Source organism: Sulfitobacter sp. 1A12056 (assembly GCF_043558125.1).
Lineage (GTDB): Bacteria > Pseudomonadota > Alphaproteobacteria > Rhodobacterales > Rhodobacteraceae > Sulfitobacter > Sulfitobacter faviae.
In genome coordinates, this window is the sequence record NZ_JBIFFY010000013.1 from 1 (window position 1) to 12,052 (window position 12,052).

13 protein-coding genes and 1 pseudogene are annotated in these 12,052 nt (G+C 55.9%); 11 read left to right on the top strand and 3 right to left on the bottom strand.

The features are described from left to right. Positions 1–96 precede the first annotated feature (96 nt). On the top strand, positions 97–870 hold the full coding sequence (locus ACGYLD_RS16930; RefSeq protein WP_394403273.1) for a metallophosphoesterase: 774 nt from the start codon (positions 97–99) through the stop codon (positions 868–870). 104 nt (positions 871–974) lie between these two features. Then, complete coding sequence (locus ACGYLD_RS16935; protein ID WP_394403275.1) at positions 975–1,529, top strand: hypothetical protein; 555 nt, start codon at positions 975–977, stop codon at positions 1,527–1,529. A 132-nt stretch (positions 1,530–1,661) separates the two neighbouring features. Here ACGYLD_RS16935 and ACGYLD_RS16940 read toward each other — a convergent pair. Continuing rightward, a pseudogene (locus ACGYLD_RS16940) lies at positions 1,662–2,090 on the bottom strand (transposase); the annotation flags it as partial. Positions 2,091–2,288: 198 nt separating this feature from the next. On the opposite strand from ACGYLD_RS16940, the gene ACGYLD_RS16945 reads away from it, so the two are divergent. From ACGYLD_RS16945 to ACGYLD_RS16985, 9 genes are all read left to right on the top strand, one after another. After that, entirely contained in the window at positions 2,289–3,044 is a 756-nt protein-coding gene (locus ACGYLD_RS16945; RefSeq protein WP_394403277.1) for an IclR family transcriptional regulator, read from the top strand. Next, positions 3,041–3,577: a TRAP transporter small permease gene (locus ACGYLD_RS16950; RefSeq protein WP_394403279.1), complete on the top strand. Its 537-nt coding sequence runs from the start codon at positions 3,041–3,043 to the stop codon at positions 3,575–3,577. The genes ACGYLD_RS16945 and ACGYLD_RS16950 overlap by 4 nt, the downstream gene beginning before the upstream one ends. After that, positions 3,574–4,863, top strand: a complete 1,290-nt coding sequence (locus tag ACGYLD_RS16955) for a TRAP transporter large permease (RefSeq protein ID WP_394403281.1) — start codon at positions 3,574–3,576, stop codon at positions 4,861–4,863. The genes ACGYLD_RS16950 and ACGYLD_RS16955 overlap by 4 nt, the downstream gene beginning before the upstream one ends. A 14-nt stretch (positions 4,864–4,877) precedes the next feature. Further along, positions 4,878–5,276 (top strand): cupin domain-containing protein, encoded by a 399-nt coding sequence (locus ACGYLD_RS16960; RefSeq protein WP_394403283.1) that lies wholly within the window; start codon positions 4,878–4,880, stop codon positions 5,274–5,276. A gap of 42 nt (positions 5,277–5,318) precedes the next feature. Beyond that, positions 5,319–6,353, top strand: a complete 1,035-nt coding sequence (gene dctP / locus ACGYLD_RS16965; protein WP_394403285.1) for a TRAP transporter substrate-binding protein DctP — start codon at positions 5,319–5,321, stop codon at positions 6,351–6,353. 89 nt (positions 6,354–6,442) lie between these two features. Then, on the top strand, positions 6,443–7,648 hold the full coding sequence (locus tag ACGYLD_RS16970) for a CaiB/BaiF CoA transferase family protein (protein WP_394403287.1): 1,206 nt from the start codon (positions 6,443–6,445) through the stop codon (positions 7,646–7,648). Position 7,649: 1 nt separating this feature from the next. Next, positions 7,650–8,114: a MaoC family dehydratase gene (locus tag ACGYLD_RS16975; RefSeq protein WP_394403288.1), complete on the top strand. Its 465-nt coding sequence runs from the start codon at positions 7,650–7,652 to the stop codon at positions 8,112–8,114. Further along, positions 8,114–8,962, top strand: a complete 849-nt coding sequence (locus tag ACGYLD_RS16980; protein ID WP_394403290.1) for a CoA ester lyase — start codon at positions 8,114–8,116, stop codon at positions 8,960–8,962. Before ACGYLD_RS16975 ends, ACGYLD_RS16980 begins: the two co-directional genes overlap by 1 nt. Further along, positions 8,959–9,432 carry a MaoC family dehydratase N-terminal domain-containing protein gene (locus ACGYLD_RS16985; protein WP_259982639.1) on the top strand — a complete coding sequence of 158 codons (474 nt, stop codon included), beginning with the start codon at positions 8,959–8,961 and terminating at the stop codon, positions 9,430–9,432. The genes ACGYLD_RS16980 and ACGYLD_RS16985 overlap by 4 nt, the downstream gene beginning before the upstream one ends. Positions 9,433–10,190: 758 nt before the next feature. Here ACGYLD_RS16985 and ACGYLD_RS16990 read toward each other — a convergent pair. After that, positions 10,191–11,009 carry a M55 family metallopeptidase gene (locus ACGYLD_RS16990; protein WP_259982637.1) on the bottom strand — a complete coding sequence of 273 codons (819 nt, stop codon included), beginning with the start codon at positions 11,007–11,009 and terminating at the stop codon, positions 10,191–10,193. Then, the gene (locus ACGYLD_RS16995) at positions 11,006–11,947 is read right to left on the bottom strand and encodes a LysR family transcriptional regulator (RefSeq protein ID WP_394403293.1); all 942 of its coding nucleotides are present in this window, start codon (positions 11,945–11,947) and stop codon (positions 11,006–11,008) included. The genes ACGYLD_RS16990 and ACGYLD_RS16995 overlap by 4 nt, the downstream gene beginning before the upstream one ends. Positions 11,948–12,052 lie beyond the last annotated feature (105 nt).

The following is a 12,052-nucleotide window of genomic DNA, read 5'->3' on the forward strand; positions in this document are numbered from 1 at the left end:
CGCCAGCCCGGCCGCGCGCTGCGCTAAGCCGAAGGCTTCGCGCGCGGCCTCATACACCACGGGTTGGGACACAACCCGCTGGGGCTTCATGGCATCGTGAACGACACGCTTGATGCGCTTATCATAGCCGGGGACCTTACGGATGGGCCAGCACCGAGATGGATCCGGGGGCTCGCTCAAATAACACCGCATGTCGCTCCGGAGCGCATCTATGTGATGCCCGGAAACCATGATTATTACGGCGGCACACTTGCGGACGACCATCTGCTTGCTGAACACGCGCGGTCCGTCGGCGCACATTACGTGCAGAAAGAGGAATTACACCATGGCGACACCCGCATCCTATGTTGCACGATGTGGACGGACTTCGATCTCTTGGGGGATCCTGAAACGGCGATGAGGATCGCCGGAAGCGTCATGCGGGACTATTCTCGTATCTGGATTGATTTCTCCGTAGGTTCTGCTGAAGGGAGCGGAGTCACGCGGCAACCTTTAGCAAGGGAAATAGAGCCCGCGGACACGCTTGCCGTTCACCGCGACCATCGCAAATGGCTTGAAGACAAGTTGATGTCCCCCCACCCTTGCGGGGAGGCCGGCCGCACGGTTGTCGCAACCCATCATGGGCCGCATCTGTCGGTCGCAGGGTCAGTAGATGGCCTTACCCCCGCATTCCACTCTGACTTAACAGACCTGATTGACAGGTTTGCCCCCTCAGCTTGGTTTTGTGGCCATTCGCATCGCCGGCTGCGCGCCATGGTTGGGCAAACCGATGTCCGAAACATAAGCGTAGGATATTGTCGGGAGTTTCTCCGGTCAGAGAGTGAGTATCTGATCGACGCAGGTATTTGGGAGAGCCTCGATGGGTCCTAAATCGGCTGACCTCATGCTTCTTGAGGCCACATGTCAAAGCGACCTAATTGTAATCACAGATACTGGTGGCGCTCCCTAAGAATATTGGTTCCTGGAAAATGACAATGAAATCAGATAGAAATAAGTTAGAAGGCCTCACATTCTTGAGCGATGGAACACCAATGTCGTTGCTCAGGCAGAATGCGAAGGCGCTAAAGAAAGCGAAAAACCTCAAGCTTCACGAGGCGCTGGATGAAATCGCAAAGCAGTATGGCTTCAACAGCTGGAGCGAAATGTCTGCTCATAAAGTCCATCCTATCGCTGAGAATGGAATTTTAGTGGGCTTTCGGCAGGAGATAAGCGGTCGTGATCATGAGGTCTATTACGATCATCTCTTTGTTGAGGCTATGGCGCAAGGGAAAGAGCAGGTTGGTTCGTCCGTATTCATCGCAACGGGTGTTGAGGAGGTCGACGGTGAAACCTTATATGTCACAAATATACATTTCATCTCCCCGGAACGGGGGGCAGATGAAGATATTCGGGAGGTCCGTGTGCAGGATGTGCAGGCCTTACGCGCGCTGTTGGATGGTGGCATGACAATCCGACAGACTTTAGCCATTCTGGATGGCCTAGGAGTTTTTGACCTCTACCAGAGAAATGGCACGGAACTATCAAGTTAGGCGTAGCCGGTACCATAGCTTGATTTTGGGTAGGAAATCTGAGTCTTGACAGGGCTTGCGAGGACCTTTTCCGGATATGAAATGAGAAGCCTAGCGGGATGGGCGGGATGCCCGCCCCCTGGATTGGCCCCGGTTCCAGCCGCGATCGTCGCGCAGCACCGCCCACAGGTAGCCAGTCTTGGTTTTGCCACGTCCGGGGTCCAAAGCGGGAGCCGTCGTCTTATCGATATACGGCCGGGTACTGCCTTGTTTCAGCGGTATCGCCATTCGATCCACCACCGCTGCGATCAGTGTACCGGTCCGACCCATCCAGTCGGCGAAGACCGATCGGTCGTTTAGTACGCCCTGCCGCGCCATGACAACGGCTTGATGGTTCAGCGGCATATACTCTGAATGCTTGGACACGGCGATCTGCGCCAGCAGCGCCTCAGTGGGCCAGCTGCCCTCCAGAAGATGCGCGGGAGCTTTCGCCTGAACTACGCCCGCGCGTCCTTTGGGGCGGGCGTACTTCGGGCGGACCGTGACAATCACTTGATACCGCGCCGGGATGTAGTCCAGCCGCCCCCCCCCCGCACCGTTGTTCCAATTGAGGCAAAACTCGGCGGCTTCTCGAGCTACCTGTGTCGTCGCTACCCTCTAAATCTTTGTTCTTGACAGATACCGTGTTTGACGAAATTCTCTACACAAGAAATTTTTTTCACATATGTGAAAAGATCTGCGTCTTTGAGGAAGGATGCACGGCTAAAATGGGGGGAAAGTATGTCTGTAAAGCAGGTCGAAAACGTGCTGCGTTTTTTCGAATTTTTCTCGGACGAACGAGTGCCTGCAACATTGACGCGGCTGTCGGCGGCCCTGTCGCTACCGGTCTCTAGCACCAGCAATCTAATTAAGACGCTGCGTGAACAGGGATACCTATTCGAGGTGCGCCCAAGAGGTGGGTTCTATCCTACCCGGAGGCTATTCGACGTTAGCCAGAACATCATTGATGGCGATCCGGTTCTTGCAAGCGTGCGCGACCAAATGGCCAAACTACGCTCCGAAACCGGAGAAACGGTGCTGCTGGCAGCTCGCGACGGTAACGACCTAATCTACCTGGATACAATGGTTTCCGATCAGGGGGTGCGATACTCGGCTGAGCCCGGTGAACGGCGTCCCATCTATGCTGTGTCCTCTGGAAAGGCGTTGCTCGCCGCGCTCGATGACAAGGCATTAATGGCTGAACTCGAGGCGATGGACTACTCCGGTGCCAACGAGAATTCTGTGACCGATCCGGACAAGTTGTTGCAAATGATCGTTGAGGGCCGCCAGCGTGGCTGGTTCCTTAACGCGACCGAGTTCACTCCTGAGGTTTCGGGCGTGGGGGTTATGCTGGAGGTCGCAGGCCGCCAGCTTGGTTTGTCGGTAGCCGGGCCGAACTATCGCATGGAAGGCCAGCATGCCTCAATTGCCGAGGCGCTTACTCGATCAATAAAGGCGCTCCGCGACCAGATAAGCGGGTCGGGAGGCATCAAATGATTAATAAAACCATGCACATCATCGACACGGCATTCACCGCTTTTGCCGTTACTGCCATCGCAGCATTGACGCTTCTCGTCGTCGCGGATGTCTCCTTGCGCTACGGCATTGGCAAGCCAGTGTTCTTCGCACATGACGTCGTCGTCCTGTACCTGACACCCGCTCTTTTCTTCTTTGGTGTCGGTCCAACGTATTGGCGCGACGAGCACCTCGCTGTCGATCTTCTCGTGTTGCGCCTATCAGTTCGAAAACGTGCCGTGACAGATGCAGTCAGTGCTACCATCGGCCTGTTCATCTTCTCACTTCTTATCTGGGTGTCATGGGACAGAGCATGGACAAGCTTTGTTAACAGCGAGCGGATCGCCAGCATTGTGCCCTGGCCAGCATGGCTCAGTTACATCTTAGTGCCGGTCGGATCGGTAGCGATGGCCCTTGTCTGTTTGGCGCGCCTCTTTTTGGCCATCCGAGTCGTTCTCACCGGTGAAAAGCCTTCTAGGGCTCAACACACCGAACCCGGGGAAGAAACATTATGATCTCGCTGATTGTCGTTGTCGGACTTCTCTTTCTTCTGTTCCTCGGGGTTCCGGTTGGTCTCGCGCTTGCCTTTTCAGGCATGGTGGGACTGGTCGCTATTGTCGGATTCAACTCAGCCTTGTCGGTTCTAGCAACCACTCCACTGTCCACGACCAACGGTTATGAGCTAATCGCCGTCCCGCTGTTCATCCTGATGGCCGAGTTTGTGATCGTAAGCGGCATCGCCGATCGGATGTTCAAGGCGATTACGATCTGGGTTGGCCGTTTGCCCGGTGGTCTGGCTGTTGCCACGGCCCTTGCCGGGGCTGGCTTTGGTGCAATCTCTGGATCTTCAACTGCGGCCGCTGCGGCTCTGTCGTCGACATCAATACCCGCCATGCAAAAAGCTGGCTATGAGGCCAAATTTTCAGCTGGCGTGGTGGCCGTCTCGGGCACTTTGGCCATGCTCATCCCGCCCTCGATTGCCTTGGTCTTGTACGGCATTATCGTCGAAGTGAATATCGCGTCGCTGCTGATTGGCGGCGTTATCCCCGGGGTTCTGGTGACCTTTGGTATCATCGTAACGATCTACGCCCTCATGGCGCGCGATCCATCCATTGCCCCAGCGGCAAAGCGTTGGTCACTGCGCGAAAAGCTTTTTGCCCTGCGCGAGATTGGCCCGATGCTCGCCTTACTCGCATGTGTAACAGGGGCGATCTATCTCGGGGTTGCAACACCCACGGAGGCCGCTGGCCTCGGGGCATTCGGAGCATTCGTCATCGCTGCCGCTTTTCGTTCGCTGACCTGGGCAAGAACTTGGGGCGCCCTGTCTCGTGCAGTGCGCGCGACATGTATGATTTTCCTAATCATCATCGGCGCTCACATCTTCGGCTATGTCCTGACATTGGGGCAGATAACCCCACAGTTCGTGACGTGGATCACCACGCTGAACGTTTCGCCCTATGTCGTGATGGCCGGGATCATCCTGTTCTACTTGGTTCTTGGCTGTTTCATGGATCAGCTCGCCATTCTGATCCTGACTGTTCCCGTCATGGTGCCAGCCATCGTCACCCTGGGTTTTGATCCGGTCTGGTTCGGCGTGATCGTCGTCGTCTCCGCTGAGGTAGGCATGATCACACCGCCTCTGGGCATGAACATCTTTGTGGTAGCCCGCTATGCCGGAAGACCGCTATCAGAGATCTTCCGTGGCGTCGCGCCACATGTGGTAACCCATCTGATCATCATCGCATTGCTTATCGCGTTTCCACAGCTGGTTCTGTGGCTTCCCAGCACAATAAACAACTAAAAAGGACACTGAAAATGACGCAACCAAAGGCTGCAGATCTGGACCCATCCGTTTTTTTCATGACCGAAGACATGGCGCAGCCCTATGCGCCAAGCGGACACTCCGGAACTGTAAATCGTCGTCTCGTTTCTCCTGAAACCGGCGCAACCCAAATGGAAGTTCTGATCGGACGGATCGAGCCGGGCCAAGGCGCCAGCGCACATTTCCATCCGGGAATTGATCAGTTCTGCTGGATGCTCGAAGGCCGCGCGGACGTTACCATCGGGTCGCACAAACAAGAGATTGGGCCAGGAGAAAGCTGTTTTTTCGCCGCCGACATGCCGCACACTTTCACCGCCATTGGTGAGACGCCGGTGCGTGTGCTCATTTGTTACGCCCCCCCTTACGGAGAAGGCGCTCGCGTGGAGTGCTAGGGGCAATTTCTACCAAACATGATGAACTGGAGGAGTAAAATCATGAAAACGACCCTAACCGCGATCTCTTTGCTGGCGGTAAGCGCTATCAACCCGGCGTTTGCGCAAGAGGTTACACTGAAGATCGCCGACAGTCTGCCAGCGGACCACATCATCACCAAGAATACGACTGACGTGTTCATGGCGCGAGTGCAGGAAGACTTGGGCGACCGCGTTGCCTTCGAACACTATCCTGCTCAGCAGCTTGCTAAAGCAAAGGACATCCTTTCCATTACTCAGGCCGGAATCGCAGACATCGGCTATATCGTGCCATCCTATGTATCTGAGAAGATGCCTTTGGGTGGCGTCGTTGAGCTGCCCGGCGAAATCGCATCTTCTTGCGAAGGATCTCTGGCGTTCCGCAACCTCGTGCAACCCGGTGGGATGCTCGACGAACTCGAGTTTCAGCCTGCTGGCGTTCGCGTGCTCTACAACGTCGCACTCTCACCTTACCAGGCAATTTTCTCAGAACGGGCAGGCGTGGGCTCGTTGGATGAATTCGACGGTATGAAGCTGCGTTCGAATGCTGGCGCGATGGAATTGTCGCTACAGTCGGTCGAAGCCGTTCCTGTGCGCATGACGCCGCCGGAGATTTTTGATGCCATGACAAAAGGCACAATTGACGGTGCTCTTTTGCCCTTCACCTCTACCTTCTCATATGGTCTCGATCAGATCGTCGGGTCGGCTACACGGAACGCGAATTTTGGCACCGTTGGGATTACCTATTCGATCTCGGAAAAGAAGTGGGACAGCCTTCCCCAGGATGTTCAGGAAGTCCTGACCCGCGTCGGGCAAGAGGTGACGGAAAGCGCTTGCTTGGCGTTTGACGAAGCAGAGGTTCAGTTCGCCGACAACCTCTCTGCTAAGGGTGTTAATGTCTTCAGTCTCTCTGACGATGAGACAGCGCGGCTGAACGCATCCTTCGAAACCGTTGCCCAAGATTGGGCTAAAAACCTCGACAGCCGGGACAAGAAGGGCAGCGAAGCGCTTGCGGCCTTCCGCAGCGAAGTCGAAAAGCTACGGGTCGCGAACGAGTAAATCCTCCAATAGCGGCGACGGAAACTTTCGTCGCCGCGCGTATCGTAAGCCGATTTCCCGAACCTTACCCTAACCCGTCAGAGGCCATTGTGTTTGATCTTCTAAAAGGCGTTCGCGTGGTCGAACTGACCACGATTGTATTGGGTCCCATGGCGGGCCAGATACTTGCAGATTTTGGAGCCGACGTTGTTAAAATTGAGGCACCCGGCGGTGATCTAGCACGACATGTCGAGCCTCGTTCAGAAGCCGGCGAAAGCTCGATGTTTGTGAACTGCAATCGCAACAAACAGAGCATCGTTATAGACTTGAAAACACAAGAGGGCCGCGAGGTCTTGAAGCGCTTGATATCGCAGGCGGATGTCTTCCTGCACAACATGCGTATGAAGGCGGTGCGCAAACTCGGGTTCGATGCCGCGACACTGCGCGCCATAAACCCCGGCCTCATTTATTGTTCCGCCATCGGCTTTGGCAGCGATGGCCCTTATGCTGATCGTCCAGCCTATGACGACGTTATTCAGGCAGCATCAGGTATTGCGCACTTGCCGACATACACAGGTGCCGAGCCCGCATATGTGCCGGGCGTGATCGCAGATAAGGTGGCAGCGCTCTACGCGGCCAATGCCATTTCCGCAGCATTATACAACAAAGCCCAAACGGGACAGGGAGTTGAAATCGAGGTTCCAATGTTCGAGGTTATGACCTCTTTCGTGATGACCGAGCATCTTGCCGCGGCATCGTTCGAACAGGACGCTAAACCAGGGTATCGCCGGCTGCTCAACCGCCATCGCCGGCCGTTTAAAAGCTCTAACGGTTGGGTCGCGGTTCTTCCTTATACCGAAGCTCACTGGCGCAGCACGCTTGAGGAGATCGGGCGCGCCGACGTGATCGATCAGGAGTGGTTTAAAAGCGCCTCAAGTCGATCAAGCCATGTGGCGGAGATGTATGAAATCCTCGCTCAAGTAATGCCAAAGCGTAGTACCGACGACTGGATCAACACCTTTGAGCGGCTGGATGTGCCGCATTCGCGGGTTAGTTCCTTGGGGGACCTGCTGAAGGATCCACACCTCCAGGCTGTCAATTTCTTTGGTGTTACAGATGATACAACTGGCCGAGCGCGGTCGGTGCCCCAGCCGGTAAAGGTCAATGGAGCTCACACCACCGTAGACAGAGCTGCGCCGCTGCTTAGTGAGAATTCGATCAGTGTGCTTCAGGAACTCGGTTACGAGGCTACCACAGTTCACGACATGATAAAGCGCGGCGTCGTCCAGGCCCCGCCACCAGAGGAAGGGGAATAGGATGGCAGGTCTGTGGCTAGAAGAATTTAAGCCTGGCATGGTTATCTCGCATGCGATCACACGCACTGTCACCGAAGCTGACAATATTGCTTTTTCAACCCAGACGATGAACCCCCAGCCGCTGCACATTGATCGGAACTTCGCCGCTCAAACAGAATGGGGTAGGCCGCTAGTTAACTCGCTTCTGACGTTGGGGATCATGATCGGTATTTCGGTTCATGAAACCACACTGGGCACTACTGTCGGCAATCTGGGAATGACTGATGTGATATTTCCGGCGCCGGTCTTTCATGGCGACAGCCTGCGGGTGGAGACTGAAGTAATCTCAGCACGGGCTTCAAAGTCGCGCGCCGGTCAGGGTATCGTGGAGCTCATCCATCGCGCCTACAAACAGGACGCAACTTTGGTTGCTTCCTGCCGTCGTTCTGCGCTTATGCGCGCACGTCTAGCGCAGGAGGCAAACTGATGCGATCGTGGCTTTTCGTCCCGGGCAACCGCCCCGACATGATGGCAAAGGCAGTGCGCGTGGGCGCCGATGCCATAATCCTAGATCTCGAAGATTCCGTTGCGCCTCAAAAAAAGGAAGAGGCACGCGAGGCAGTGGCAAACGCCCTCTCTACGCTTGATCGGAGCGCGCAGTTATGGGTGCGGGTAAACCCCATATCCAGCGCCTATTGCACACAAGATGTCGCGACAGCGATCAATGGACGCGCCGATGGGCTGGTCCTGCCAAAATCCGAAAACGGCGGCACGGTCCGCGACCTAATCGAGATGGCCGGCAACGCTTGCCCGCCAATCCTGGCTATCGCTACGGAAACCGCCGGCTCTTTGTTCGGCCTAGGCCAGTATGCCGGGCTGGAGACACACCTCCACGGCTTGGCCTGGGGGGCAGAAGATTTATCGGCAGACTTGGGAAGCACAGCGTCACGCGACGAGGCCGGAGCTTTGACTGGCCCGTTCGCGCTGGCCCGCAATCTAATGTTGGCCGGTGCGATGCACGCAAAGTGCCAGCCCATCGACACGGTTTGGACCGACATCCGGGATCTCGCCGGGCTGGAGGAGGAATGCAACGCCGCCCGGCGCGACGGGTTCACCGGCAAGATGGCAATCCACCCCGCGCAAGTGCCGATCATCAATCAGGCGTTCCTACCAACGGCTTCTGAAATTGCGCTGGCCCAACGGATCACGAAGGTGCTGGCGAGCAACCCTAATGTGGGTGCGGTCAGCATCGACGGACAAATGATTGATATGCCGCATCTCAAGCGTGCAAAGCGGGTTCTGGACCTCGTGGCAAAATACGGAGAAGATCAATGACGCCTACACCCATTCGCCTAGGCCGTGGCTTTTACTGGCAAGAACTGACAGTAGGCGATCGGTACTCAACATACGGCCGCACTATCACCTCGGCGGATATCAGCACCTTCGTCGGTCTGGCCGGTATGGTCGAAGTGCTTTTCACCAATGCGGAATACCGTAAAACCGAAAGCACCTTGAAGGGCGAACCGTCACCCGGTGCGTTAGTGCTTTCGGTAGCAGAGGCGCTGGCCCTCAATGCCACAGCTCAAGAAACGGGTTTAGCTTTCCTTGGGCTTTCCACACTAGACATTAAAGGGCCTGTCCAAGCTGGCGATACGATTGATGTCGAAATGGAAGTGCTCAGTGTACGCCAAGAAAGCAAAGGCGACCGTGGTCTAGTGCGAACACGCAATACGGTTCGCAATCAAGAAGGTAAAACTGTCATGGTGTACGAGCCGTTGCGCTTAATGATGGGAAGGCCCCAATAGGCGGGAATATAGTGCGCCTGTAAATATGTAAGAACTCTCGGGACACTATCCTGCGGTGATGAACAGGCGAACAGGACGGCCATTGGTATTGACCTGCCCCCGCTGGTCCCTTGTTCAAAAGGCTGAGGGCGTTCTGGAGAGAATACTGATACCTAAGTCGTCCGTTCATGCTCAAGTTATAACAACGTTGGCCACGCTTATGAGCCACTCCAGTCAAGCTTAGCTGTAAACGCTGCGCAATTGATTCCTAGGATGAGCCCTTCAGGAGGGGGGCTTAGACATTGCTTGAGATGTGCGTCAAAGGCAACTCTAGGCCGTTTGCGTTTGTGGCTTCCGCACGCGGTTCGGTGAGCTCAACGCCCCTGAGTTTACACCTGCCGTTCAATGTCGTGCAGGAACGTCTTACTTGTGCAACCGCCAATCTTTAAAGCATCGCTGTAAGTTGCTGGCCCGGCCCGGACGTTTTTCCGAACAGCTTCACAGGGTGATCGATACTGGCGGCGAGCAATGCCATCCGATACACCTCATTCGGCGGTTTCGGCCCAATAATGCAATTGGTCGGTGGGTACCCATACTGCAGCGCGCCTCACCATTCCGGACATCCGCGGCCACTGTATAATCGGGTAACAGGCCTTGGCGCAACCCGGACGGGAGGACGAACGCTGGTCTTATTCTGAAGCTAGCGGATTCACCTTAGATACAAGGTGAGATGCCCTATGAAATCACTATATAAGAATTTAGCCTAAACATTGCTGTTTTTATAACGCAGAAGTCATCAAGGCGAGCGCGGAAAGTGTGCCGATCGCTTCGGTATGATTGACCGCTGTGAATCGAATATGATTTGCGGACAAGCGCTCAATCTGCGGAAGAAGCGCGGCAGCGTCGGCATAAAGCTGGCGCATCATTCGGACTTCTACCGTCAATGGTGGCGTGCAGGGTTGTGATATATTAGTGCCTTCAGCAGTCTGTACCGCTTTGGTGACCGCTTCTTGAATACGCCTCCGCGACACGGCGGGAGAAAGGCTCTTACTGGCGTGGGCGCCGAGTGCCGTCTTCGTCGTGATTTGAATGGCATGGGGAAATTGATGCGCGATCTCTTTGCACAGGTGGTCGTCGCCACTTGCCGCAAGCAGCGGGACACCAATCTCGGCGGCGTAACCGGCAAAGAGGGTTGGCTCGCCGACAATCTCTCCGTTCATGCGGATTTCGGCAAAGGCCAGCCCAGAGATCGTATGGGCAAGCACGCCAAACTCTCCTGCCGCGCCGTGATATCCGATGAGCACGACGCCGCTGTAGGCTTCTGTAAGCCCCTGGATCATCGAAAGCGGTCGAGGTTTGCCTGAAACCAACTCGGCCCGATAATCAAGCTCCTCGGCGATCATATTGCGCATTGGCCCGTGCGAGTCCGCCACAGTGACCGATGTCGCACCGCCGTCAAAAGCACCTGCAATTGCAGCGTTTGCCTCTTTTGTCATCAGCCGCCGCGCTACTTCGTATTCGGGGTTGCCGCGCTGGCCTTGCAGTTGTTCGCTCACGCCTGCGATCCCTTCGATATCGACCGAGATGAAGATTTTCATGCTTTTTCTCCCATGGGGGTGTTGTTTTCTTCGATGGGGGTGGTGGCCTGCCATATCTTGCGAACCGCAGCGCGTCTGCTGCCGCGCAAACGATAGAGCCGCACTTCGAGCGCCGTCGTCCAATCCTCACCGCCGACCCGGACCAACTGCCCCTGATCAAGCGCATCCCGCGCGCAGCTTTCCGGGAGCAGAGCAAGGGCACCGTGGGATAAGGCCATACGCTTGAGGACTTCGGAGGTGGGGCTTTGGCCCAACCGTTCAAGCGTGGGGCCGGTTTTCAGGTGGCGTTTCAGAAGCAACGCTTCGATATCAGCGAAATATCCATCCCTTGAGTAGCCCATATAGGGCAGGGGCGGATGCTCGGGGCCAGCTTTGCTCGGATCAAAGAGCGGCGCCCCCGCGGCATCGACCGGGGACGTCATAATCAGCAGGTCATGCGCCAAGACACGGGAGTCGAAGCGCGATTGTTCAAACAGTAGCGCCGCATCGGCATAGGCGTATTGCATCACGAAATCCACCATGCCATCGGCGAGTTGCTGCACCATATCGTGGAAGTTCTGCGTAGAAATATGGGTGGTCAAATGCCCCGTCTGCTGCTCAAGGCTTTTGAGCCATTCGGGTATGAAATTAAGGTTCAGCGTGGTTGCCGCCGCGATGCGCAGGTCGGGGCGAGAATGATGAACCTGCTGCAAGAACTCAGCGCGGTCCGTATGGAGGGAGGATAGGACCAGTTCCGCTGTCTCGCGGAAGGCTCGGCCTTGTTCCGTCAGGGTGATCGGATAGGTGCGGCGATCAAACAGCGGGACGCCAAGCCATGTTTCAAGCGCCCGTATCCGACGGCTGAAGGCAGGTTGCGTGACGTTGCGCTCGTCAGACGCTCTGGAGAAGTTCCGGGCCCGAGCTAGAACCAGATAGTCCTCGATCCATTTGATATCCATATCATTACCTCTCCACGAATGCTGCCTTCCCGCAAGGGTAGAACTATGCCTAATATGCATAGTCAATGCCGTTTTGGCGTTGGTCTCTGCTCGGTTCGGCGGTTT

Bases quoted from the DNA above. Each gene is read 5' to 3' on its own strand.
- ACGYLD_RS16935 (WP_394403275.1), top strand. From the start codon at position 975: ATGAAATCAGATAGAAATAAGTTAGAAGGCCTCACATTCTTGAGCGAT.
- ACGYLD_RS16945 (WP_394403277.1), top strand. From the start codon at position 2,289: ATGTCTGTAAAGCAGGTCGAAAACGTGCTGCGTTTTTTCGAATTTTTC.
- ACGYLD_RS16950 (WP_394403279.1), top strand. From the start codon at position 3,041: ATGATTAATAAAACCATGCACATCATCGACACGGCATTCACCGCTTTT.
- ACGYLD_RS16955 (WP_394403281.1), top strand. From the start codon at position 3,574: ATGATCTCGCTGATTGTCGTTGTCGGACTTCTCTTTCTTCTGTTCCTC.
- ACGYLD_RS16960 (WP_394403283.1), top strand. From the start codon at position 4,878: ATGACGCAACCAAAGGCTGCAGATCTGGACCCATCCGTTTTTTTCATG.
- dctP (WP_394403285.1), top strand. From the start codon at position 5,319: ATGAAAACGACCCTAACCGCGATCTCTTTGCTGGCGGTAAGCGCTATC.
- ACGYLD_RS16975 (WP_394403288.1), top strand. From the start codon at position 7,650: ATGGCAGGTCTGTGGCTAGAAGAATTTAAGCCTGGCATGGTTATCTCG.
- ACGYLD_RS16980 (WP_394403290.1), top strand. From the start codon at position 8,114: ATGCGATCGTGGCTTTTCGTCCCGGGCAACCGCCCCGACATGATGGCA.
- ACGYLD_RS16985 (WP_259982639.1), top strand. From the start codon at position 8,959: ATGACGCCTACACCCATTCGCCTAGGCCGTGGCTTTTACTGGCAAGAA.
- ACGYLD_RS16990 (WP_259982637.1), bottom strand. From the start codon at position 11,009: ATGAAAATCTTCATCTCGGTCGATATCGAAGGGATCGCAGGCGTGAGC.
- ACGYLD_RS16995 (WP_394403293.1), bottom strand. From the start codon at position 11,947: ATGGATATCAAATGGATCGAGGACTATCTGGTTCTAGCTCGGGCCCGG.